18 protein-coding genes, 1 tRNA gene and 2 pseudogenes are annotated in these 25,458 nt (G+C 44.5%); 12 read left to right on the top strand and 9 right to left on the bottom strand.

Annotated features, from left to right (window positions below; genetic code table 11):
- Positions 1–243: 243 nt before the first annotated feature.
- The 4 genes from C1S74_RS09065 to C1S74_RS09050 all read left to right on the top strand — a co-directional run bounded on the left by C1S74_RS09065 (position 244) and on the right by C1S74_RS09050 (position 6,735).
- On the top strand, positions 244–2,052 hold the full coding sequence (locus C1S74_RS09065) for an AMP-dependent synthetase/ligase (protein WP_045400450.1): 1,809 nt from the start codon (positions 244–246) through the stop codon (positions 2,050–2,052).
- Between the two features lie 449 nt (positions 2,053–2,501).
- Positions 2,502–4,226 (top strand): acetolactate synthase 3 large subunit, encoded by a 1,725-nt coding sequence (locus C1S74_RS09060; protein WP_045400448.1) that lies wholly within the window; start codon positions 2,502–2,504, stop codon positions 4,224–4,226.
- A 1-nt stretch (position 4,227) separates the two neighbouring features.
- Positions 4,228–4,722 (top strand): acetolactate synthase small subunit, encoded by a 495-nt coding sequence (gene ilvN, locus C1S74_RS09055; RefSeq protein WP_009843336.1) that lies wholly within the window; start codon positions 4,228–4,230, stop codon positions 4,720–4,722.
- A 132-nt stretch (positions 4,723–4,854) separates the two neighbouring features.
- The gene (locus C1S74_RS09050) at positions 4,855–6,735 is read left to right on the top strand and encodes a sensor domain-containing diguanylate cyclase (protein WP_045400445.1); all 1,881 of its coding nucleotides are present in this window, start codon (positions 4,855–4,857) and stop codon (positions 6,733–6,735) included.
- 73 nt (positions 6,736–6,808) lie between these two features.
- Here C1S74_RS09050 and C1S74_RS09045 read toward each other — a convergent pair whose 3' ends face one another.
- Positions 6,809–7,480 carry a GntR family transcriptional regulator gene (locus C1S74_RS09045; RefSeq protein WP_081094899.1) on the bottom strand — a complete coding sequence of 224 codons (672 nt, stop codon included), beginning with the start codon at positions 7,478–7,480 and terminating at the stop codon, positions 6,809–6,811.
- A gap of 152 nt (positions 7,481–7,632) precedes the next feature.
- Positions 7,633–9,045 (bottom strand): pyruvate kinase PykF, encoded by a 1,413-nt coding sequence (gene pykF, locus C1S74_RS09040; protein ID WP_038866152.1) that lies wholly within the window; start codon positions 9,043–9,045, stop codon positions 7,633–7,635.
- A gap of 432 nt (positions 9,046–9,477) precedes the next feature.
- On the opposite strand from pykF, the gene C1S74_RS09035 reads away from it, so the two are divergent.
- The 6 genes and pseudogenes from C1S74_RS09035 (at position 9,478) to C1S74_RS09010 (ending at position 16,469) form a co-directional block, all read left to right on the top strand.
- Complete coding sequence (locus C1S74_RS09035; protein ID WP_045400443.1) at positions 9,478–10,239, top strand: DeoR/GlpR family DNA-binding transcription regulator; 762 nt, start codon at positions 9,478–9,480, stop codon at positions 10,237–10,239.
- 381 nt (positions 10,240–10,620) lie between these two features.
- Positions 10,621–12,453 (top strand): glutamine--fructose-6-phosphate transaminase (isomerizing), encoded by a 1,833-nt coding sequence (glmS, locus tag C1S74_RS09030; protein WP_038866157.1) that lies wholly within the window; start codon positions 10,621–10,623, stop codon positions 12,451–12,453.
- A 221-nt stretch (positions 12,454–12,674) separates the two neighbouring features.
- Positions 12,675–13,789: pseudogene (locus C1S74_RS09025) on the top strand (DUF481 domain-containing protein).
- Between the two features lie 131 nt (positions 13,790–13,920).
- Positions 13,921–14,298, top strand: a complete 378-nt coding sequence (locus C1S74_RS09020; RefSeq protein WP_045400439.1) for a DUF3316 domain-containing protein — start codon at positions 13,921–13,923, stop codon at positions 14,296–14,298.
- A 94-nt stretch (positions 14,299–14,392) separates the two neighbouring features.
- Positions 14,393–15,082 (top strand): heavy metal response regulator transcription factor, encoded by a 690-nt coding sequence (locus C1S74_RS09015; protein WP_045400436.1) that lies wholly within the window; start codon positions 14,393–14,395, stop codon positions 15,080–15,082.
- Complete coding sequence (locus tag C1S74_RS09010) at positions 15,075–16,469, top strand: heavy metal sensor histidine kinase (protein WP_045400434.1); 1,395 nt, start codon at positions 15,075–15,077, stop codon at positions 16,467–16,469. The genes C1S74_RS09015 and C1S74_RS09010 overlap by 8 nt, the downstream gene beginning before the upstream one ends.
- On the opposite strand, the pseudogene C1S74_RS09005 reads toward C1S74_RS09010, so the two are convergent.
- From C1S74_RS09005 to C1S74_RS08980, 6 genes and pseudogenes are all read right to left on the bottom strand, one after another.
- Positions 16,423–17,066: pseudogene (locus tag C1S74_RS09005) on the bottom strand (HAD family hydrolase). The gene C1S74_RS09010 and the pseudogene C1S74_RS09005 overlap by 47 nt on opposite strands.
- A 108-nt stretch (positions 17,067–17,174) precedes the next feature.
- Positions 17,175–17,705 (bottom strand): MltR family transcriptional regulator, encoded by a 531-nt coding sequence (locus C1S74_RS09000; RefSeq protein WP_005437418.1) that lies wholly within the window; start codon positions 17,703–17,705, stop codon positions 17,175–17,177.
- Between the two features lie 84 nt (positions 17,706–17,789).
- The gene (locus C1S74_RS08995; RefSeq protein ID WP_042599767.1) at positions 17,790–18,938 is read right to left on the bottom strand and encodes a mannitol-1-phosphate 5-dehydrogenase; all 1,149 of its coding nucleotides are present in this window, start codon (positions 18,936–18,938) and stop codon (positions 17,790–17,792) included.
- Positions 18,939–19,052: 114 nt separating this feature from the next.
- The gene (locus C1S74_RS08990; RefSeq protein ID WP_045400432.1) at positions 19,053–21,005 is read right to left on the bottom strand and encodes a PTS mannitol transporter subunit IICBA; all 1,953 of its coding nucleotides are present in this window, start codon (positions 21,003–21,005) and stop codon (positions 19,053–19,055) included.
- A 592-nt stretch (positions 21,006–21,597) separates the two neighbouring features.
- A complete protein-coding gene (locus C1S74_RS08985) occupies positions 21,598–23,361 on the bottom strand; it encodes a lysophospholipid acyltransferase family protein (RefSeq protein WP_045400430.1) in 1,764 nt (587 codons plus the stop codon).
- A gap of 142 nt (positions 23,362–23,503) precedes the next feature.
- Positions 23,504–23,794, bottom strand: coding sequence for a hypothetical protein (locus C1S74_RS08980; protein WP_045400427.1), 291 nt, complete (start codon positions 23,792–23,794; stop codon positions 23,504–23,506).
- 163 nt (positions 23,795–23,957) lie between these two features.
- Here C1S74_RS08980 and C1S74_RS08975 point away from each other — a divergent pair, with 163 nt between their 5' ends.
- Positions 23,958–24,677 carry an SIMPL domain-containing protein gene (locus tag C1S74_RS08975; RefSeq protein ID WP_038866172.1) on the top strand — a complete coding sequence of 240 codons (720 nt, stop codon included), beginning with the start codon at positions 23,958–23,960 and terminating at the stop codon, positions 24,675–24,677.
- 232 nt (positions 24,678–24,909) lie between these two features.
- Complete coding sequence (locus tag C1S74_RS08970; RefSeq protein ID WP_038866173.1) at positions 24,910–25,182, top strand: hypothetical protein; 273 nt, start codon at positions 24,910–24,912, stop codon at positions 25,180–25,182.
- 83 nt (positions 25,183–25,265) lie between these two features.
- Here the strand turns inward: C1S74_RS08970 and C1S74_RS08965 are convergent.
- Positions 25,266–25,341 (bottom strand) — tRNA-Ile (locus C1S74_RS08965).
- Positions 25,342–25,458 lie beyond the last annotated feature (117 nt).

Genomic DNA, 25,458 nt, shown 5'->3' with positions numbered 1-25,458 from the left:
CAATTCCTTGGCCCCGAGAAGACTCTGTCTCTCGGGGTCTTTTTATTTCTGCTAACTAATTGCAGAAACAGCGACTTAAGTTGATTAAACCTTCAACAGTTAAAGGCGTGCTAAGCTCTCATTAGTGATAGTGCTCTCTTAATAATGATAAGTTTGATAATGGTCAGTTGCGTTTTTAGGCGTCGAGGTTACACTTGTGCGCTCAAATAGCTTACGCCTGTAAGCCAAAAGGTAATGTAGAGAATGGCCAAGTTAGATTTTCATATCGTTAAACGTATTCGTGAACAAATTGCGAAAGGTGGTACTCGTGTTGCACTCAAACATAAAGTGGGTGATGCATGGCAGGGTATTACTTGGGAGCAGTTTGGGCAGCAAGTAGATGCTTTGTCACTTGCACTTTTGGCTCAAGGATTGGGCGTTCAAGATAAGATCGGTATCTTCTCGAACAATATGCCGCAATGGACCATCGCTGATTTTGCAGCGCTGCAATTGCGTGGCGTAACCGTCCCTATCTACCCAACCAACACAGCAGCGCAGTCTGCTTACATCATCGACAATGCAGACGTAAAAATACTGTTTGTCGGTGAGCAGCCTCAATTTGACGCAGCCGTGAGCATCTTTGGCGAATGTCAGCAGCTAGAACTGATCGTGGCGATGTCGGATGACATTGAGCTTGGCGAACACGCGTTTGCAATGACGTGGGATGATTTCATCGCTAAAGGTGACGATAGTCATCAGAGCGAATTAACTTCTCGTTTAGAGCAGGCGCAAGAAGAAGATCTTCTTACATTGATTTATACCTCTGGTACCACGGGACAGCCAAAAGGCGTAATGTTGGATTACGCTAACATTTCGGCTCAGCTTGAAGGTCACGATGAGCGTTTAAGTTTGACTGAAGATGATGTGTCTTTGTGTTTCCTTCCGCTATCACATGTATTTGAGCGAGCTTGGACGTTCTATGTGCTCTACAAAGGCGCGACTAACTGCTACCTACAAGACACCATGCAAGTGCGTGATGCACTAAGCGAAGTGCGCCCTACCGTTATGAGTGCGGTACCTCGTTTCTATGAGAAAATTTTCTCTGCTATCCATGAGAAAGTATCCCGTGCTCCAATCCACCGTAAAGTGATGTTCACGTGGGCAGTTAACATGGGCGCGAAGATGGCGGCATGTTATCAAGAAAATCGCAAGCCATCGTTGATGCTGCGTAAGTCATACGCTCTGGCGGATAAACTGGTTCTGAGTAAGCTACGTGCATTGCTGGGTGGCCGCATTAACTTCATGCCATGTGGCGGTGCGAAGTTGGATGAGACGATTGGTCGCTTCTTTCACGCAATCGGCATCAACGTAAAGCTTGGCTACGGTATGACAGAAACGACAGCAACAGTTTCTTGCTGGGATGATCAATGCTTTAGTCCGGACTCTATCGGTATGGCAATGCCTGGCGCACAAGTTAAGATCGGTGAAAACAACGAGATCTTAGTGCGTGGTCCAATGGTGATGCGTGGTTACTACAAAATGCCAGAAGAAACCGAGAAGACTTTCGACGAACATGGTTTCTTGAAAACGGGCGATGCAGGTTACATTGATGAAAATGGCAACTTGTTCATTACTGACCGTATTAAAGAGCTGATGAAGACCTCAAATGGTAAGTACATTGCGCCTCAGGTTGTTGAAGGTGCGATTGGCAAAGACCACTTTATTGAGCAGATCGCGGTGATTGCCGATACACGTAAGTTTGTATCTGCGCTGATCGTACCGTGTTACGACTCGCTAGAAGAGTACGCAAAAGAACTGAACATCAAATATCACGATCGCGTTGAGTTGATCAAACACCACCAAGTGGTAGAGATGTTAGAGAAGCGTGTAAATGACCTACAAAAAGAGTTAGCGAAGTTTGAGCAAGTGAAGAAATTCAAACTGTTACCAAAAGCTTTTTCGATGGATGAAGGTGAATTAACACCGACTCAAAAATTGCGTCGTAAAGTGATTAACGATAAATACCAAGATGAAATTGAAGAAATGTACAACGAAAAGTCAGATAAAAAGTAACTTAAGCTGACTTAGATTTCAAATTGATGAAAAAATCCCCAGTTGCCTAATATTGTGCTGCTGGGGATTTTTTTGTGCCTGTATTTCACACTTATTAATATCCTTCATGAAGGAGAAATTGTTCTTTTAGGTGATTTTTAGTGAAATTATTCACTTTATTTCTGCCTTGAATATGGTCTTGATTCCAAATTGTATTTGTTGGTTGGTGCCTAATCCTGGTTTTGTTCTGATTTATAGCATCTTGTTTAAATTTTGACTCAACTCTCATTAGACCCGTTGATAATAAAACGTTACATTTGTTGTGTTACCTTGCGTTTTGTTATGACAAGCGCAGGACATAGCTGAAAAAGTGGAAGTATTTCTATTAGGCTACGAATAAGACCTAGACTATGTAAAACCAGCCCAATCCGTTGGCCTTACGGAGAGGAAAACTGGTAAGGAGAGCAATTATGACAGCAATGTTGTCAGGCGCAGAGATGGTAGTGCAATCTCTGATCGAAGAGAGCGTAGAGCAAATCTTTGGTTACCCTGGTGGATCCGTTCTGGATATCTACGATGCACTGCACGCAAAAACCGACCAAATTAAACACGTATTAGTACGGCACGAGCAAGCTGCGACTCACATGGCTGATGGTTATGCTCGCGCAACCGGTAAGCCGGGCGTAGTGCTAGTATGTTCGGGTCCTGGTGCAACAAATACCATCACGGGTATTGCGACAGCGTACATGGACTCGATCCCAATGATCGTTATTTCTGGTAACGTGCCGAATAATCTTATCGGTAACGACGCCTTCCAAGAGTGTGACATTGTGGGTGTATCTCGCCCTGTCGTAAAACACAGCTTCTTGGTTAAAAAGGCAGAAGACATTCCTGAGACGATCAAAAAAGCGTTTTATATCTCGACAACTGGCCGACCTGGCCCTGTTGTGATTGATTTGCCGAAGGATATTTTGAATCCGCAAATCAAGCTTCCTTACGAGTATCCTGAAAACATCTCGATGCGTTCGTACAAACCAACGACCTCAGGCCATAAAGGCCAGATCAAAAAAGCACTTAAAGCTCTAGTAGAGGCGAAGAAGCCTGTTCTTTATATTGGTGGTGGTGCGGTGATTTCCGGTGCGCATGAGCACATTCAAACCTTATCTGATGAATTGAATCTGCCTGTTGTTAGTACCTTGATGGGCTTAGGTGCCTTCCCAGGGACGCATAAGAACTCGTTGGGAATGTTAGGTATGCACGGTACTTATGAAGCCAATATGGCGATGCATGAAGCCGACTTAATCTTTGGTATTGGTGTGCGCTTCGATGATCGTACGACGAATAACTTAGAGAAGTACTGTCCTAACGCGAAGATCATGCACATCGATATCGACCCGTCTTCGATTTCGAAAAACGTCAAAGTGGATCTGCCTATCGTAGGTTCTGCCGATAAGGTGCTAGCGACCATGGTTGGCTTGCTGAATGAGCAAAACAGCAGTAATGATACGCAAGCCATCGCGAAGTGGTGGGAAGACATCCAAGTATGGCGTGAGCGTGAATGCCTAGCATACGAGACCTCTCCGGAACGCATTAAACCGCAACAAGTTATCGAAACACTGCACAAGCTCACCAAGGGAGATGCTTACGTTGCGTCTGATGTGGGACAGCACCAGATGTTTGCGGCACTTTACTATCCATTTAATAAACCACGCCGTTGGATTAATTCGGGTGGTCTCGGCACAATGGGCTTCGGCTTGCCTGCTGGTATGGGTGTGAAATTCGCAATGCCAGAAGAAGAAGTGGTGGTTGTGACTGGTGATGGCAGTATCCAGATGAATATCCAGGAGTTGTCGACGGCAATGCAATACGACATCCCTGTAAAAATCATTAACTTGAATAACCGTTTCCTAGGCATGGTAAAACAATGGCAAGACATTATTTACCAAGGTCGTCACTCTAACTCGTACATGAGTTCTGTTCCTGATTTTGCTGCAATTGCAGAAGCTTATGGTCACGTCGGTATCCGTATTGAAACGCCAGATCAGCTCGAAGCGGGTCTACAAAAAGCGTTAGATATGAAAGATCGTTTGGTGTTTGTCGACATCAACGTAGATGAAACCGAGCACGTATACCCAATGCAGATTAAAGGCGAGGGTATGGACAAAATGTGGCTAAGCAAAACGGAGAGAACGTAATATGAGACACATTATTTCTTTGTTAATGGAAAACCAACCAGGTGCACTGTCTCGCGTTGTCGGTCTGTTTTCTCAGCGTGGTTACAACATTGAATCGTTGAACGTATCTCCAACCGATGATGAAACCTTGTCGCGTTTGAACATCACAACCAACTCTGATGAGATGCAATTAGAGCAGATTCAGAAACAACTGCATAAGCTGATTGATGTGCTTAAAGTTCAAGAGGTGACAGAGTTTGAACATATTGAACGTGAGCTGATGATGGTGAAAGTGAAAGCGAGCGGCTTTGCGAGAGCAGAAGTGAAACGCACGGCTGACATCTTCCGTGGGCAGATTGTTGATGTGACCGCTTCTCAATACACCGTTCAGTTGGCAGGAACCAGTGAGAAGTTGGATGCGTTCATTCAAGCCATTTCAGAAGTGACAGAAGTGGTTGAGGTAGCACGAAGTGGTGTGGTTGGGGTTGCTCGCGGAGAGCGCTGCCTTAAACCGTAATAACTGAAACCTTCTATCCAAGTCACTTGGGTATTTGTGATAAGCCATCGTGAAATCGATGGCTTTTTGTTTAGAAAATAACAACAGATGATATAATTGATGGTTTCGTAAACAAAATGGGTAGTAGTACGCGTGAAAGTCAGAAAGTTAGTCGGCTCTTTGTTGGCGACAACGCTATTTTTTAGCGCGCTAATCTCTACCTATTATTATCAAAAATACCAAAGCTTGTTGGCGAATAATGTAGAAAATACGGCCAAGGAAGCACTTCATCAATTGGCGTATTCTGAACGTGAATACAATAACGTTCAGGACCAAATATCCTCCATTAGCGACCTGCTCGGTCACAGTCAAAGTCTTTACGACTATTTACGACACCCTAATCCCAAAAATTTAGCGATTTTAGAAGAGGTGTGGAGCTCAGTTGCGGTGAACCAAAAGTGGTACACGCAGATCCGCTTTTTGAACCTTGCTGGTCGAGAGAATGTCCGTATTAACTACGACTTCAAAACTCGTACTGCGGCTCCTGCTCGTAAGCTTCAAGACAAGTCCGAACGAGAATATTTTCTTTATGCGCAAAACCTTAAAGACGATCAAATAGGGTCTTGGGGTATTGAATTAGAAAAAGAAAATGGTGACTTGATTCATCCATATCGACCATCAGTTCGAATCATGATGCCTGTCGCGATGAATGGGGTACGAGAAGGGTACTTGGTATTAAATATCGACGTTCAATACCTCTCCTCCCGATTGAACTATTCACCGGTTCGAGATTTCAACATCGAACTGATTAACCAGCCCGGTTTTTATGTCGCGAGCTTACACAGTGATAAATTGTATGGCGACATCATTCCAGATCGTGAGCGCTTTAATTTTGGCCTAATGCACCCAGACATTTGGCAAAATATGGGCTCAGAAAAAATGGGTTTTGGGTATGACGGTAAGCACCTCATTGCGTTCAACACCATTGAGTTTGTCCCTGGTGAGCCATTGCATCTGATCATCGACCTTTCTCAAGAGCAGCTGCTTGAACGAGCAGAAAGAGATATTGATGACTTAGCCCAAGAAGCCTTATTTGTCCTCAGTTTGATGCTGGTGTTCGCTTTGCCGATTACCACGTTGGCACTCCATTACCGACGGCATAGTATCGAATCCAAGTTGGCACGTGCCGCGTTGGATGGCATGACAGCGGTGATGATTTCAGACACCTCACATCGCATCATGATGGTGAACCAAGAGTTTGAGAACATGATGGGCTACTCATCAAATCGATTGCGAGGTTGGAACGCTCATAATCTGATTTTCTTGCCGGAAGACATTGAAAACATCCTTTCGATTTGGAGTAAGTTGGGTGTGGAACATGTTTGGGAGGGGGAGGTTCGTTGTCGAACGAAGCTCAACCATGTGTTTACGGCCATCATGCGTATCCAAGCTATCATGGCCAAATCAGGCAAAGTCAGTTACTACATTACGTCGTTGGTGGATATTTCTGAACGAAAATTGTTGGAAGAAAAATTACGTAACTTGAGTGAAAAAGACGGTTTAACCAGTCTTTGGAACCGTAGGAAGTTTGAAGAACAATTGACGCAGCATGCCAATATGTTTGAGCGTTATCCTGATACCCCCACAACTTGTTTGGCGTTGTTTGATATTGACCACTTTAAGCGCATCAATGATGAACTTGGTCATGATGAGGGTGACAAAGTGATTCTTAGTGTCGCGGAGACGTTGCAAGAAGGCGTTAGAAATACCGATTTTGTCGCCCGTGTTGGTGGTGAAGAGTTTGCGGTGATCATGCCTCATACTTCGACCCAAGAGGCGGAAGTGGTATTGAACCGATTGCGAGTTGCGGTAGAACAGAATTCAGAACAGTCGGTGACGGTGAGTGTCGGCTACAGTGATTTAACCGCGGATCGCACTCGCACTTATAAGTGTGCTGATATTGCTTTGTATGAATCGAAAAGTGCAGGGCGTAATCGAGTCTCGATTTGCCACAGCTTTGATGACATAGCGTAACCTACGTCGCTTTGATGGCGAATACAAAAAAATCGGGTACTTCCCGATTTTTTATGGTTAGACTTTGTGCGATTTAAGCGGTTTCAATCGCCAATTCAATACGCTCCATTGAGCTTAGCAAGTGCTTATCAAGTAAGTCCATAGCTTCTTCGCTGTTCTTCGCCAGTACCAACTTCATGATCATCTCATGCTCATCAATATTGAACAGTACATCCTTTTCTGAGCTTAATGTTTGCATTGCGAAGTAACGGTAGCGCTTGATTTGATTGATCAGGTCACTGAAGAAGTCAAACATGTTCTTAGAGTCTGCCCCTTCCAATAGAGAAATATGGAATTGATGGTGGCGTTCTTCCCACTCTTTCCAACAGAAAGTTTCATCGAAGTTCAGGCGAGACAATTTGTGGTATGACGTTAATACATCCAGTTCCCAGCTCTCATCACCCGCTAAAATCGCCTTCTTAAGCAGAACAGAAGAAACAACACGAAGGCTTTCGTAGAGGTCATTCAGCTCCTTTTTACAGACTGGGGCAACCCAACAGCCTTTTTGCGGTTCAAGCTTTACATACTTGCTCCAAGACAGCTGTACAAGTGCTTCGCGAATAGGTGATGCACCTACGTTGTACTTCACTTTCAGATCAGCAACTACAAGCTTTTGACTTGGTTTGAGTTCACCAGTCAGGATGTCCTGACAGATCATTTTTGCAACTTTATCGGTAAGGGTAGGACTGGACACAAGCAACCTCATGAAATTTTTATTATCGTAACGACAACTAAACAGTACGTAGTTCGGTTGTGATTGATAATACAGCGTACTGATTATGAGGGCAAGATTAAATATATAAAAAAAGAGGGCCGAAGCCCTCTTTTTTATTTAACTGATGATTGAGTTCTTCAGTCTTATAGAACGTGTACAGAAGCTGTGTTCGTTGTGCCTGAAGCTACTAGAGCACCAGAAACCATAACAACGATGTCGCCTTTGCTGCCGAATTCAGCTTCAAGAGCGTATTCTTTACCCATTTTGTAGAAAGCATCTGTGCTGTCGATAGACTCAACAAGAACTGGACGAACACCTTTAGTAAGAACAAGCTGAGCAGCTGTCTTTTGGTTAGTTGTCAGTGCAATGATGTTTGCAGTTGGGAAGTATTTACGTACTGAACGTGCAGATTTACCGCCTTCAGTTGCAACGATGATTAGAGGAGCTGCTAGTTTTTCAGCTGTGTCTACTGCGCCTTTACATACTGCTTCAGTAATGCGAAGACGTGGGCTGTCTAGACGAGAACCTAGTTCAGCTTTAAGAGCAGAATCAGTACGGTTCGCGATTTGAGCCATGATAGTAACAGCTTCAACTGGGTACTTACCTTTAGCAGTTTCACCAGAAAGCATTACTGCGTCAGTACCATCCATGATTGCGTTCGCAACGTCACCCGCTTCTGCACGAGTTGGACGTGGGTTGTTGATCATAGAATCAAGCATTTGAGTTGCAGTGATCACCATCTTACGTGCACGGTTACACTTCTCGATCATCATTTTCTGAGCGAAGATTACTTCTTCAGCTGGGATTTCAACACCTAGGTCACCACGAGCAACCATGATACCGTCAGAAAGCTCTAGGATTTCGTCGAAGTTATCTACACCTTCTTGGTTCTCGATCTTAGAGATGATGTGGATATCGTTGCCGCCGTTTGCGTCTAGGATCTCACGGATTTCTTTAACGTCAGATGCTTTACGGATGAAAGAAGCAGCGACGAAATCAACGCCTTGCTCACAACCAAATTTAAGGTCAGCTTTGTCTTTCTCAGAAAGAGCTGGAAGTTGAACAGAAACGCCAGGAAGGTTAACACCTTTGTTTTCGCCTAGTGCGCCGTTGTTAAGAACTTTACACTTAACTTCTGTTTCAGTCGTAGAGATAACTTCCATTTCAATTAGGCCGTCATCTACTAGGATTGTGTTACCAGCGTTTAGGTCTGCTGCGAAACCAGCGTAAGTTACCGCTACAGTCTCTTTGTTACCAACAACTGAAGTATCAGTTGTGAAAGTGAATTCTTGACCAGCTACTAGATCTACGTCGTTACCGCCTTCTAGCTTGATAGTGCGGATTTCTGGGCCTTTAGTATCAAGAAGGATAGCAAGTTGCTTACCTACTTTGTCCATTACTTCGCGGAAGTTCGCAATACGAGTGCCGTGCTCTGCGAAATCACCGTGAGAGAAGTTAAGACGCATAACGTTCATGCCTGCGTTTACTAGTTCAGTTAGCTTCTCTACAGATTCAGTTTTAGGGCCAATCGTACATACGATTTTGGTCTTTTTCATGGAAGATACTCTCCGGTAAGTATAGTTACAATTTGAAAGTCGGTTATTTAGTCTGAAGTTAGGCGCTTTTGATGGCATTTAGTGCCTGCCATTCACCGATTTTCCGCCTCATTATTAGAACTTCAGATTCTGAAAGTCTTTCACCAAGTTTAGTCATTTTATGACTAAAAGATCGGCGATTTTGGTTACCTTTTTGTGACTAATCCCACTTTATATGCAGAAAGTTGCAAAAAAATAACCGTCAATTCTGTAATTTTTTTTCTTTTCGGTGGCGAATTCTACCACCGAATGAATCCAATATCACTGTTTAAGAATTGTCTTAGGACAAGGTTTTAACGAGAAATATTAATTTTTTGGATCGAAATAAATGGACTTAAAAGTTTCGATTTGACTATAATAAGTTTCAAGTCGAAACTTAAAGTCAGAGCTTAAATGTCGAAACGAAACACTCAATTAAGAAGACACGCCATTTCTAACCTAGTAAATGAGCTTGGGGAAGTCAGCGTTGATGAGCTGGCACAAAAATTTGAAACCTCAGAGGTCACGATTAGAAAGGACTTAGCTTCTTTAGAGAAAAACGGACAACTTTTGCGCCGTTACGGTGGCGCCATTGCGATTCCAACGGAAGTTATCCATGAAGAAATGAGTCCAAATGTTTCGAGTCGAAAGTTAAGTCTGGCAAAAGCAGCGGCATCACTGATCCGAGAACATAACCGAATTGTGATCGACAGTGGCAGTACAACGGCTGCGCTGATTCAGCAATTAAATGATAAACGAGGCTTGGTTGTCATGACCAACTCGTTGCATGTCGCCAATGCACTTAACGAATTAGAGAGCGAACCAACCTTGTTAATGACAGGCGGAACTTGGGATACGCACTCAGAATCCTTCCAAGGCAAAGTAGCCGAATCTGTATTACGTGCTTACGACTTCGACCAGTTATTTATTGGTGCTGATGGTATCGATTTAGAGCGCGGAACCACCACGTTTAATGAGTTAATTGGCTTAAGTAAAGTCATGGCAGAAGTGTCTCGTGAAGTCATCGTCATGATTGAGTCTGAGAAAGTGGGACGCAAGATCCCGAACTTAGAACTCGCTTGGGACCAAATTAATGTGTTGGTTACCGATGCAGAGTTAGGACCAGAACACAAAGTACAGATTGAACAACATGGCGTTAAGGTTATTTGCGCCTAATCTAATTATATATACCCGAGTAACTTCAAGTTGCTTGGTTCAGCGAGAATGACTTGGTTTGCAAGTAAGGCAACGATTTGAAGATCTAGTGGGTCCTAAATTGAAAATCGTTAACAAAGCTTGTGAGCCAAGGCAACTCGCCCTTTGGGAGCCTGTCATTGATACGATTTCATTGTCAGACGACTTGGAAATAGGTGTCTATTCCACAGCGTCGTCTTCCTCGAACTCGAATCAATGACAAGGCTCTGAACAATACAACTTGAAGTCACTAGGGTATACCAGTTTCATATTTCACTTCCCTCTGGATAAAGGCCCTTTGCTTGCTGCCTCTATTTGAAATCATGGTCAGGGAAGAACAAAACTACAAACGGAGATAAACACATGTGTGGAATCGTAGGTGCAGTAGCACAACGAGATGTTGCAGAAATTTTAGTTGAAGGCCTACGTCGCTTGGAATACCGCGGTTACGACTCTGCGGGCGTTGCGATTGTTGATGGTGAGACAAACCTAACGCGTATTCGTCGTCTAGGTAAGGTACAAGAACTGGCAGACGCAGTAGACGAAGCGAAAGTGATCGGTGGTACCGGTATTGCGCACACTCGTTGGGCAACACACGGTGAACCTTCAGAAGTGAACGCACACCCACACATGTCTGGTGACATCGCAGTGGTACACAATGGCATCATCGAAAACCACGAAGAGCTACGTGAACTGCTTCAATCTCGTGGTTACGTATTTGAATCTCAAACGGATACTGAAGTTATCGCTCATATGGTTGAGTGGGAACTTCGCACTTCAGAAACGCTACTAGAAGCGGTACAGAAGACTGCAAAACAATTGGATGGTGCATACGGCACGGTAGCGTTGGATCGTAAAGATCCTTCACGCATAGTAGTGGCACGCTCAGGCAGCCCAATCGTAATTGGTTTTGGTGTGGGTGAAAACTTCCTTGCTTCTGACCAACTTGCGCTACTTAACGTAACACGCCGTTTCATGTACCTAGAAGAAGGTGACGTAGCTGAGATCACTCGTCGTGACGTGACTGTATTTGATGCAACAGGTGAGCGCGTAGAACGCGAAATCACAGAATCAAACGCTGAACACGATGCGGGTGACAAAGGTCAATACCGTCACTTCATGCAGAAAGAGATCTACGAGCAACCAACAGCGCTGATCAACACAATGGAAGGTCGTATCACGGCAGATTCTGTTGTCACTGAAGCAATCGGTGTTAACGCGGCAGAAATCCTAAGCAAAGTGGAACACGTACAAATCGTGGCATGTGGTACGTCTTACAACGCGGGTATGACCGCACGTTACTGGTTCGAAGACATTGCAGGCGTAAGCTGTGACGTAGAAATCGCGTCCGAATTCCGTTACCGCAAGTTTGTAACGCGTCCAAACAGCTTGCTTATCACGCTTTCTCAGTCTGGTGAAACCGCCGATACATTGGCAGCACTTCGCCTAGCGAAAGAGAAAGGCTACATGGCGGCAATGACCATCTGTAACGTAGCGGGGTCATCTCTTGTTCGCGAATCTGACTTCGCATTCATGACGCGCGCCGGTGTAGAAATTGGCGTGGCATCAACTAAGGCGTTTACGACTCAGCTTTCTGCGCTACTAATGCTAGTGACTGCTCTTGGTAAGCAACAAAACCGCATCAGCAAAGAGAAAGAAAAAGAGATCGTAGAAGCGCTTCATGCCCTTCCAAAGCAAATCAATGCAGCGCTGTCTTTCGAAAAAGAAATCGAAGCACTAGCACCAGACTTTGCAGATAAACACCACACACTATTCCTAGGTCGTGGTGAGTTCTACCCAATCGCGATGGAAGCGTCTCTAAAACTGAAAGAGATCTCTTACATTCACGCAGAAGCGTACGCGGCGGGTGAACTGAAGCACGGCCCTCTAGCGCTAATTGATGCTGACATGCCCGTTGTGGTTGTTGCACCAAGCAACGATCTTCTAGAAAAACTGAAATCAAACGTTGAAGAAGTGCGTGCTCGCGGTGGTTTGCTTTACGTATTTGCAGATGAAGACGCTGGCTTTGAAGGCGATGAGACGATGAAAATCATCAAGATGCCACACGTAAGCGAAATCACAGCAGCAATCTACTACACGATTCCAATGCAGTTACTTTCTTACTACGTTGCACTGATCAAAGGTACGGACGTAGACCAACCTCGTAACTTAGCGAAAGCGGTAACGGTAGAGTAACTAATACAAGGTGTGATTAAGATTACACTTGTCTATGTTGCGTTATGTAAGTAGCCAGAACCTAAAGCGAAGTCACATGACTTCGCTTTTTTTATGTCTGCTGACATGGTTATGATGCGCAATACGTTGACATTCACTTGTTTACTTTCTGACACGTTGGGCGGTCTGCATCACTATCGTAATCCCACTGATGCGGTTTCCATTGAACTGAAAAGGTCATTATGAAAATCAAACTCTTGGCTTTATGTATCGCGTCCTCGTTTTACCATCAATCAGTGATGGCAGAGGAAGAAACACAAACAGAAGAGCGCAAAAGCCAAACCGTATTCATCGACGAAAGCGATGATTGGTTGCAACTCAAATCTGGCGAAGTGATCAAGGGGAATTGACCGGTACGATCAAGGAAGAAACCAACTCGTTCGATCAAGAGGTTGAATTCGATAGTGATGATCTTGGCGATCAAGAGATCGAACTGGAAGACATTGCGGTATTAGAGACGGCAAGTTTCTTTACCATCCGGACTTCTAGTGGTGACATCTACGATGGCTATTTGTCGATTCGCGAAGACGAATTATATTTGATTAATGATGGAGAAGAATTGTCGTTCCCTGTTTCCGACGTGGTTTCGATCTATCGAGGAGCTGAGAAAGATTCTGATCATTGGACTACCGAGATCTTTTTGGGGTTGGACATCAGCAAAGGCAACACCGATGAGTTTTCACTGTTAGGTGAAGTCGATGCGGAACGGAACACGGTGGGATCGCGCACTAAGCTAAAAGCCAAACATGAAAACTCCAAGACGAATGATGAGACCACAGCCAATAACAGTTCGTTTGATGGTTCCTACGACATTTACCTAAGCAACCGTCTATTTTTTAGGCCGCTTAAGCTCTCGCTGCTCAGTGATGAGTTCCAAAATATTGATTACCAAGTCAACGCCTCGATGCAGATGGGTTATTTCATCATTGCCAATTCGCAGACAGAGTGGGATGTCTCTATCGGTCCGGGTTACCAGTACACCGACTTTAAAACGGTAGAAGAAGGGGAGTCAGGCGATGCGACCAGTAACACCTTAACCTTCGAATCCAATTTTGAGTATGAACTGACAGACGACATCGATTTAAGTCATACCTATAACCTCAATTGGGCGAGCAATGATGCGGGTGGTGCTCGTCATACCAACGAGCTGGGTTTTGACATCGATCTGGTTGATGATCTTGAACTTAGCATCAAAGCCATTTGGGACCATATCTCCGATACCAAAGCCGATGCAGAAGGTGCTGTACCAGAAAAAGACGATTATAAATTCCATTTCGGTCTGACTTACGAGATCTGAGTAAGCTGATTATCAGTAATAAATCGCTATTTTGGTTTATGACAAAAATGTCATCTTCACGATAGATTGATGTCAGGTGCGTTGTTGAATAATGAAGCCATTGAAAACAAACACACTCAAAGGTCATCAACATGAAAGCACTGAAAACCGCTCTCCTTGTAACAACAATGGCAATCACTAGCGCATCAGCATTCGCTCAACCGACTTTCACTGGTGGAAAATACATTAGCCGTGAAGAAATGAAGACAATTTCTGTTGAGCCAACAGCAACCTCAGATGCGGCCTATCAACAAGCGTTAGCTGAACTAAACTCTTTAAAAGACATGTCGTCTCGTGAGCTAAATAAACAACTGAACCTTAGAGCTTTTGACATCGCTTCTAATAGTACACATCTACAAGACGGTGGTTTTGTTACGGTACAAGAGCGCATGAACGAGCAGGGACAATTGGAATATCAGGGTACTGTGAACGTAAAAGTGAACTACGCACAGCGCGACAGTAATCGATAAAAACATGGAATGAAAAGAGTATGATGCAATTTGTGTCGTACTCTTTTTGCGATCGCCAATGCCGAGCGCAAACCATTGAGATAGAGGGCAAAGATTGAAATTACTGATTGTAGAAGATGAAGTAAAAGCAGGGGAATACTTGCAAAAAGGGCTGGTGGAATCAGGCTATGTCGTTGATTGGGTTCGCGACGGTGTCGATGGCTTATATCACGCAACCAGTGAACCGTATGACCTTATTCTTCTCGACATCATGCTGCCCAAGCTCGACGGTTGGCAAGTGCTCAACACTCTACGCAGTAGCGACATTCAGACTCCAGTTATCATGCTGACCGCCAAAGAGCAGATAGAAGATCGCGTGCGTGGCTTTGAACTAGGGGCGAACGATTACGTGGTAAAACCTTATGCGTTTGCTGAGCTACTGGCTCGCATTCAGAATGTCTTTCGTCATCATACTTCCTCTCGTGTACAAACCTCTCCTCAGACACTGCAAATTGCGGATTTAGAGCTCGACATGATGAAGCGTGTGGCAACACGAGGCGGACAAAGTATTACGCTAACGGCAAAAGAGTATGCGCTGCTTGAGTTGCTGATGCGTAAAGAAGGTCAGGTGTTATCGCGAACCACCATTGCGTCATTGGTGTGGGACATGAACTTTGATAGTGATACGAACGTGATTGATGTTGCCATCAAACGACTGCGCAATAAAGTCGACAAGCCATTTGAAACGCCCCTTATTCATACCATTAGAGGGATGGGGTATAAGCTGGAAGCGCCAGATGTTTAAACTCCCTGCCAACCTGTCTATGCAAAACAAACTCGTGTTGATGTTTGTCGGCACGACGCTGGTGGTATACCTCGCTTTAGCATTTATTCTCTATTACACCATCGAGCGCCATTTCTTTACTCAAGACTATAACGAAATGGTCAGCAAATATAATGCGATAGAGAAGACCATGATGGTTTCTCCTGAGTCGGCTTATCTGCTTATCGACAACAGTTCCGCTTACATGTGGGCGTTTGAGGAGGGAGAGCAGACCTACAAAAATTCGACCCTTTCTATTCCTGACAAGCTGTCTCTCACGTTGAGTTCGCCGCAGATTTTGAATCAAAACAATGCGATTGAATGGCATGAAGACTCTTTGGATATTCGAGCCTTCGCCTTTAAAGCCAAAGATGTCACCGTGGTTATAGGCACCAGCATTAACCACCATATACTGTTCCTCAATAAACTGGGGTGGATTCTATTCTGGTCGTTGGGCTTTGCGTTTTTAGCTTCTGCTCTGTATAGCCGAACCATTGTAAATCGAGGTTTGAGGCCGATTCTTACCTTAAACAAACACATTCAACATATTACCCCTGAACAGTTAGATATTCGTATTGACCCTGAGACGTTGCCGATCGAGCTAAGAGAGTTAGCGATAAAGCACAATGCGATGTTGGATCGATTACAAACCGGTTTTCATCGTTTGAGTGAGTTCTCCTCTGATATTGCTCATGAGCTTAAAACGCCGCTAACTAATATCACTACTCAAAACCAAGTAATCCTTGGCGCTGCACGCAGTTCTGAGGAGTATCAAGAAGCGATTGCTTCTACTTTGGAAGAGCTTGAACGGATAACCAAAACCATCAATGACTTACTGTATATCGCCAAAGCAGAAAACAAACTGATCCATCGACACAACGAGCACTTCGCGGCTCATGAACAAGTGGCTCATTTGATCGAGTATTTCGAAATACTGGCGGAAGATTCAGCGTTGGCCATTACCGCTTCAGGAGAGGCGATGTTGTATATGGACCGAAACATGTTTGAACGCGCTATCAGTAACTTATTATCCAACGCGATTCGTCATGCGTATGACGAGACGACGATTTCGGTTGATATTGAGCAGGTTGATGAACTTGTGAAGATAACCGTCAGCAACGTTGGTGAGGCGATTCCCAAGCAAAACCTACCGTATCTGTTTGATCGTTTTTATCGGGTCGACAAGTCTCGCCAACATTCAGGTAGCGTGGGAGCCGGGCTGGGTTTGTCGATCACTCAATCGATTGTTCACGCCTACGATGGAAGCATCAGCGTCACTTCAGAAGATGGCCAAACCCAGTTTTGCTTGATACTGCCAGCGGCTAAAACTGACTCAGAAGGGGAATCACTTCCTCAAGAGACGCTTTAATGATGACTCTGTCTTTGAGCTCTGGCAGAGGTGGAAGTAAATCCGGAATCATTACAGCTTGGCATTCTGCAGCGAGTGCGGCTTTGATGCCGTTGTTCGAATCTTCCAATACTAAGCATTGCTTGGCGTCCACACCTAAGTGGCGATAAGCCATTTGATAGCAATCAGGGTTTGGTTTGCCGCGTTCTACATCTTCGGCGGTAATCACTAAATCGAACTGCGCAAGGTACTCGCTGCCTGCGAAATTGTGTTTTACTTCAGGAAGGTGAGAAGAGGTGACAATCGCGGTTAATAAGCCATGTTGTTTGATAGCATAAAATAGTGCGTCGAATCCGGGTTTGAGCGCAATGCCTTGATTTCTTAGATTATGGAAGTGTTCATCTCGCACGGCTTTATAGCGTGGCATATCGATAGCATCGTGAAAATGCTCAGAGAGTATTCTCTCACATTCAGGGTCTGGACACCGATGAACTGTTGGTAGAAATCATCAGTGATGGTTAAGCCTTGCTCGGTAGCGGCGTATTGCCAACTTTGCTTGTAGATGGATTCAGTATCGAAAATCAGTCCATCCATATCAAAAAGTACCGCTTTTAACATTGGGTAGGGCTCCTACGTTTTTGGGTGTAGAGCGGCTGACATTGTTATCTTCTTATACCTAAGCAACCTCGAATCCTTTTAAAGTTGGCTTGGGTATAAAATGTGGCGTTAGAATGGGCTCTCTTTGCCGAGTTCATTGCAGATCTCGACAATCGCAAGCGAGAGCCCTGACTTAATGATTTGTTGTTGACGTTGCAGTTGGAGCTGATAAAACTCAAGGTCGATGTCGTCATCTGGTTCGTTGACTTCCAGTTGCACCATGCCCATCTTCTTCACCAAATGCAGCTTTTTGATTGGATCTAGAATATTAGGGTCAGTGAACTCGTAGTCAGAAGCGTCGCTATTGAGATGGTTTTTGAGCTTAATGATGTCTTCGATGTCGTGGTAAATATCATCGGGAAGCACACCCAAGCCAAACAATAACTTCAAACGAACAGACAGATCGCCCAGCGGTCCCGAGTCTTGTAACAGCGGACCGACAACCGATTGAACAGCGAAGTTATCTTTACGAAAAATTCTTTGCACTAACCCGTCGATCGAATCGTTAAAAACGTCGACTGCTGCAATGAAAAAGCCTCGTACCGATGGTGCGCTGTTTAATCGCTCAATGATCTCGGTTTCGTTGATGTTATCTGCCATATACGGAATACATTTCTAATTATTAGCTATTCCAACTCTTCATGGAGATGGATATAGAAGGGGAGCCAAGCTCCCCTAGGTAAATCAAAGTTGGTTGTAAAGTGTCTCGATTTGAGTCACTTCAGCACTGTTTTCTGCAAGACCTGTGTATGTCGCTAGCGTCTTCTTCACTCCCACTTCTTTTAATGAGTTTTGTAGCTCTACAGCTTGTGGATCAGTGTCGTTAGTGTACTTCAACGCAGCGGCAATGCCTTTCAAAAGTGTTTTATTTTCAGTGCCATACTCAATTGTACCGAGTAAAGGCTTCACTAATCTATCGTTTGCACCTAATTTACGAATTGGTTGACGACCTACGCGATCAACCTCATCCACTAAGTATGGGTTGGCAAAGCGTCCCAGAATCTTCTCGATGTAAGCGTTGTGCATGTCACGGTCGAAGCCGTAACGTTTAATCAGCACTTCACCACTCTCTTGCATCGCCTGTTTTACTTCAGCATGAATGCTTGGGTCTTCAATCGCTTCACGAATGGTGCGATGGCCTTTCAAACAACCTAGGTAAGCGGTAATGCAGTGACCAGTATTGAGAGTGAACAGCTTGCGTTCTACGAATGCCATTAGGTTGTTGGTTCTTTCCATGCCAGCGATGTCAGGGATTTCGCCCTTGAATTGCTGTTCATCCACAATCCATTCGCTAAAGCTTTCTACCGTCACTTCTAATGGATCGTCGTTCGCCGCTTCTGCTGGTGGGACGATACGGTCTACCGCTGAATCGACAAAGCCAACCAACTCGTCTGCTTTTGCGTGCAATGATTCATCTAAGTGTTTGTACACCTCACCTTTTAGGTGTGTGGTGCCACGAACCATGTTTTCACACGCGATGATGTTCAATGGTTTATCGTTACCTGCTGCAAAGCGTTTAGCAATGCCGGTAGCGATGGTTTTTGCAATGATGTCCAGTACGTTAGGGCCCACTGCTGTTGTTACCAAATCGGTTTTTACAATGCGGTCGATGACATCTTCACTGGCTGAGTTAACCGCGGTGACGTGAGTTACTGTGTCGATTTGGCACTCAGTACCGACCACTTTTACTTTGTATTCTTGCTTGTGACTCAGTTGGTCGACGAGTGGAGCGTCAACGTCTGCGAAGGTCACCTCGACTTCTGCGTCTGCTAATAGTTTACCGATGAAGCCACGACCAATGTTACCTGCGCCAAAATGAACTGCGTTTTTCATAATTCTTACCTACCAATGTCTGAAATGTTGACTAAAACGAATCTAGGGTGAGGCCAACCGCATAGGGGGTGACAGCTGACCTCGGTTTGCTCAGGAGCAAATTAAAGGGAGTGATTAAGCCGCTTGTTGGCCGCCAAGGATGTTCAGAATCTCTTCTACATCGTTGGTGCTGGTTAGCTTCTCAATTGCCTCCGGCTCATCAAGCGCGTTTGTAATGGTGGTAATCACCTGGATGTGCTCATCGTTCTTAGCGGCAATGCCGATAACCAGTTTCGCTACATCATCGTCGTCTTCAGTAAATTGGATACCCGATGGGTATTGGCAGATTACAATGCCGGTTTTCTTCACGCGGTCTTTCGCTTCTACCGTACCGTGAGGTACTGCGATAGATTCGCCTAGGTAAGTTGGAACCAACGCTTCACGCTCAAACATCGCGTCTACGTATTCTGGTTCTGCGTAGCCAAGTTCAACCAATTTATTGCCTGCAAAGCGAATTGCTTCTTCTTTGTTGGTTGCTTTCAAACCTAGGTGAATGTTCTCACGCTGGATTTGGAATACAGATGATTGTTGTGGCTCAAAGCTGTCGTCGTTCGCCGCCATGACTGACACTTTTACCATCTGGTCGTCATTGGCTGCGGATTGGTTTTGTGCTGCCAGTAGTTTCGTCACTAACTGGTTGTACATTTCGCTATCTAGGAAGTTAGTCAGTGAAATGTGGTGTGCGTTTGGAGCATGCTTACGTGCACGATCCGTTAAGTCTTTATGAGTAATCACGATATCTGCACTCTCTGGTAAGCTGTTGATAGCAAGGTTGGTTACGTGGACGTTCAGACCTGCGTCTTGAACTTTTTTGCGTAGCATGCTCGCACCCATAGCGCTTGAGCCCATGCCCGCATCACAAGCGACAATGATGCTTTGTACTGTCGCTAGGTCTACGTCACCTTTGCTTTCATTGTTTACCACTGCATTGTTTTTCGATGCAGATTTCATGTCTTTCATTTGTGATGTTGCTTTCTCAAGTGCAGCTTCATCACCGTCTTCTTCTGTTGAAGTTTGAGTCTTCATGAGTAGTGCTGCTACGGTGAATGACACACCTGTTGCTGCTGCGATAGACGCTAGCACGCCAACGATTGAACCTTTCTGAGTCATCAATAAGATTGCGAAGATTGAACCTGGTGATGCCGGAGAAACGATACCTGCGTTAAAGATAGTTAGAACGAATACGCCAGTCATACCACCTGCGATAGCCGCAAGGATTAGGCGAGGGTTCATTAGGATGTATGGGAAGTAAATCTCGTGGATACCGCCGAAGAAGTGGATGATTGATGCACCACCTGCAGTTTGACGAGCCGTACCTTTACCAAACACCATGTAAGCCAGCAGGATACCTAGACCAGGACCTGGGTTTGCTTCAATTAGGAAGAAGATTGATTGACCTGTTTCAGACGCTTGTTGGATACCTAGTGGAGAGAAGATACCGTGGTTGATCGCGTTATTTAGGAACAGGATCTTCGCTGGTTCAACGAAGATTGAAGTCAGTGGTAGTAGGTGAGCAGAAACTAGGAAGTTAACGCCTGCCGCCAAGCCACCAGAAAGAATTTTTACGAATGGGCCGATAAAGATGAAAGCAAGGATCGCACACAACATGCCGATGATGCCCGCAGAGAAGTTGTTAACCAACATCTCGAAACCACTTTTTACTTTACCATCGATGTAGTTATCGAATTTCTTGATAGCCCAGCCGCCCATTGGGCCGACCATCATTGCACCCATAAACATTGGGATGTCTGTGCCGACAATCACACCCATTGTTGTGATTGCACCGACTACCGCACCACGATCGCCACCAACTAATTTACCACCGGTATAACCGATAAGTAGTGGCAGCAAGTAGGTAATCATTGGGCCAACCATAGAGGCTAGCGTTTCGTTTGGTAGCCATCCAGTTGGGATAAATAGAGCAGTGATAAAGCCCCACGCGATAAACGCGCCGATGTTTGGCATTACCATGTTTGACAGAAAACGACCAAAATTTTGTATCTTGATCTTGGCATCTGGTGATATCATAACAATTCCCCGTTCGATGTTCTGATGAATCTTGTTGTAGTAAACGGTTCGCCAAAACCGTTTGTTTGATTGCTTAGTACCCAATCAATTTACCACACATTTTCCAATTGGAACTGACAACGGGTTTTTCGTGATCTACGCCCGCATTTCTTAGGCTGAGAAACGGTTTTTAAGTGACCAAGTTCAACTTATTAACTTGTAACTTAATAACAAAAAGCCACTTTCAAATCTGTCAATAAAAATCTTAGTGATCAATTCGACCTTCTGACAAATTTAAAGTTAAAATACTTTGTGACTTTGATCACCTTTGATTTCTTTTGAAATTCAAATTAAATACCAGTGACGATCAATGTCGCATTTTGTGTCGATTTGGTCTGGGTGTGAAGTGTGATCTAAGTCCGCTTTGGTGTTTTATGAAAGTTTGTGACGGGATTGATGTGATCAATGTCATTGCGACCTTTCTGATAGAGTGTGTCTATACGAGTCTTTTCGGCGCACTTCACGAAGTGTTCTTATCTAATTGATAGAAAAATAAAAGAGAGTCGCTATTCGGCTTTTTATTGATTCACAACTCTCTTCTTACTTACTGCTCTTACTTATGGCAGCTATTAGTATGGTAGGTGAGGTACTCATGAGCTTGCTCGCGTCCCATATACCTTGCTAGCGTTTTCTCTTCTACATCGCGTAAGTCCACCATGATCAACCCATCTAGAGCATTATTGAACGCAGGATCTACGTTGAAGCACACCAGCTTGCCATTGAGGCTTAAATACTGACGCAGCAAAACGGGTACACCTTTCCCTTCATCAATTCTGGCAATAACGCGTGATAATAGCTGTAAGTCCCCCAGAGCGGTAAGCATGCCGGTGTTCCAGTCACGGTGGTGCTCAGGAAGTGGGTTAGAAGGCGTGACGTACTCTGCGCAGTTGTTGTCGTAGTGGTGCAGTGTCATTGATTGGGCAAGCAGTTGGCGTGCAGTATCGCTGTAGTCGTTGCTAATGCTCACCGGACCAAATAGGTGTGTGTAATCTGGGTTTTGATGTACGAACGTTGCGATGCCTTTCCACAGCAGCAGCAGCGCGCTCATGCTCTTTTGATATTGCAGCGCAATCACTGAGCGTCCCATCTCAATGGATTTGCCCATCTGGTCTATAAAACGTTGGTCATAGTTAAACAATGTTCGTGAATACAGACCTGCTACGCCGCACTTTTCAATCAACTGATCAACCAGACCTAAGCGATACGCGCCCACCAAGCATTGGTTTTCTCTGTCCCACACAAACAGATGCAGATAATCATGATCGAAATGGTCAATGTCTATTGCTAGCCCCGTTCCTTCGCCAACTTGTCGAAAATTGAGCTCACGTAGGCGACCAATTTCATGCAGTAGGGAAGGGATATTCTGCGACTCCGTACAGTAGACGTCGAACTCACCACTTGTTAACAGCTTGGCCGCTTTTGGTAAGTTGTTCAGCTCTCCAAGCAATTCGCCTACAGGTAACCCTGCCGCTATTGGAGAGAGCTGTTCTGATGAAGAAGAAGGCTTCACTGATTGGGTTTCACGATTGAGCAAGTAAGTGTTGAGCCGCAAATAGTTCACCACTTGATCATCGCTAAGTGTATTTAGCTCTTTAAATTTAATCGCTTGGCCAAAGGATAAGTCGATGGTTTGCGCATGTTTGTTCAGTAGCTCTCGTCCGAGCATTAGGGTACGCAAAAGTGGATGGATTTTTCCTGCCATATAGAAGCGTTTCGAGTTTTGACCACTGATGAATATCGGAACCGTCGTCGCTTTATTCTTTCGGATCAGACTGCTCACGCTTCGGCTCCACTCTTTGTCTTCCAAGCGTTGCTGTTTGGCATCGACTAACTGGGACACTTCACCGGCAGGAAAGACAAGCAACAAGCCGCCCTTCGCCAAATGTTTGTTGGCTGCTCTGAGTGCTTTCATGTTCGATTTCATGGCGTCTTTGCCTTCAAACACATCGACGCCAATGAAGAGCTGATCTAACTCTGGCACGGTTTTGAGGTATTGATTGGCTAAGATTTGGATATCGTCTCGTACCATCAACAAGAGTTCAGCCAAGATCACGCCTTCCACACAACCAAGCGGGTGGTTCGCCACAATAACGGTAGCACCTTGTTTTGGAACTGAGTCGAGTGAGCCATGGGAGATACGATAGTCGATGCCTAAGATATCCAGCGTAAAGCGGAGAAAGGCTTTGGTATCGGCATTGACGGGGCGTTGAGCGTAGAACTTATCCAGCTGGTTTAAACCGGTTGCCCATTCAGCAACGTTTTCACCAATACCAAAAGGCGTTTTACGGGGGAGACGAAAAGGGGTTGAACTATCCATATTTACCTCAGCGTATAAGTTGCTGATTGGATAGTAGAAATTACAGATGACAGTTCAGAGGCAAAAGCATGAGCCTTTGGTGACAAAGTGGTGAAGCTTTGTTGACCAAAGGCGAAGCATAATGAAGGTGGTATTGGGAAGTTTAAGCTTTATCACCAGCAAACATGAGGATACTAAGAGAGTTGAGTGTTTCACCCAGGCTTTCTAGAGAGCTCAGCACCTGCTTAGTGGGTTCGTTTTCTAGCAGTATGCGTCCATCAAAACCTTTGCCCTTGCACGATTCTTCTGAACAAGCCTGTGCATTTTCTTCAATGGTGTTTTCATTAGTGACTTGCTCTTCAGCTAATGATTCTTCAGGTGCAAACTCGTTGGCACTGACACAAAAGCTGGAGATCAGCAGTCCACAGAGCAATATTAATTTTGTTTTCAACATAGTGATAAACTCAAAAATAAAACACTGTTCGATTTTATGTTATCGAGCTCATCATTTCGAGCGATATGACACAAATTTAGCTTCCGGTCGCTATTTTATTGCCATAACTAGACTATCTTATCGACATAACAAATTGATTGATTGAGCGAAATTAGGAGTATGAATGGAGCGAATTACCAATAAGTCGTCAGTATGGCTGGGGTTAAGCCTGATCATTGGTCTTGGTGTCCTGGGTTTTTTTATCCAACAGACGGCGATTAAGTACAAAGCTTACGAGCGTGTGGTTACCGTAAAAGGGCTATCTGAACGTGAGTACCCCGCGGATACGGTGATTTGGCCGATTCAGTTTACCGTAGCGAGTAATGACATGCCGACGATGTTTGATGAGATTGATCAACAGACGAAGCTAGTACTCGATTTTCTCGCAGCAAAGGGACTGGATGAATCCAACTTCTCGTTATCCTCTCCAGCCGTAACAGACCGTAAAGCACAGCAATATGGTAACGAACAGGACATTGAGTATCGTTACTTAGCCAATCGAACGGTGACGGTCTACAGCCAGAACATTGATGTCGTTAGAGCGGCTATCAATGAAATCGGTGAGCTAGGCAAACAGGGCGTTTTGCTTAACCAAGATCCTTATGCAAATCGCATTGAATACAGTTTTACTAAGCTTAATGACATCAAGCCAGACATGATTGAAGAAGCGACTAAGAACGCTCGTGAAGTGGCAGAGAAGTTCGCGAAAGATTCACAAAGCTCGCTTGGTAAAATCAAGCGTGCGACGCAAGGTCAGTTCTCCATTTACGATCGTGATAGCAACACGCCTTATATTAAAAAAGTACGCGTTGTTTCAACCGTTCAATATTACTTGTCCGATTAACTCTACGTCTTACTATCCACTGAATAAAAAAGTAAAAGCCAGTCATTCGATTGGTTTTTTTAATGCTCAATCAATTGCATTCTAGTTGCCGCTCTTTTTCTTATTTGTGCAAGTGATCTTTTATAAAACTAAGTTCTTATTTGTTCGGCCGTGAAGTTGATAAAAGTCAATTCAGATAGGGGTTTAGAGGCGTAATTTTGACCGCACTTATTCGCTAGAAGGAATTGCTAGAATGGCTTACAAACATTACCTCAGAGAATTGCTTGGTTTAGCAATTGTGGTTTCTGTGGTGTTCGGTGCATTGAGTGTGTTGTTGGATTTATGTGCCTTGGTGGCGTTTTGTGAACATCAAGAAGATACGGCTCAATTGTTTTTCCATGAATCGTTTTATTTTGTCGCGTTCTTGATCCCCCCTTATTTTCTGTGGAGAGCGATCAATCGCCCAGACTTAGTCTCTGCAACACAAGAGTATCAAGCCTCAAGGTGCGAGCTAGAACGTTCGTAAAACTAATAAGCTTAGTGGCTTAAATGAAGCGCGTTTCCAAAAACAAAAAAGCTCGTAGATTTCTCTACGAGCTTTTCGAAATTTGGTGGCCCCTCCCAGACTTGAACTGGGGACCAATCGATTATGAGTCGACTGCTCTAACCACTGAGCTAAGGGGCCTTAATAGGTCAACGATTATAGGGGAAGCGTTGCAAGGTGTCTAGCCACTAGGTAGGGCAATTGCGCTTAGTTTTTATTCACTTAGCTTCACCGATAATAAAAAAGGTGACACTCGGT

Source organism: Vibrio hyugaensis (assembly GCF_002906655.1).
GTDB lineage: Bacteria > Pseudomonadota > Gammaproteobacteria > Enterobacterales > Vibrionaceae > Vibrio > Vibrio hyugaensis.
The sequence above is the reverse complement of the archived record's forward strand: the minus strand, read 5'-3'. Positions and strand labels throughout refer to the sequence as shown.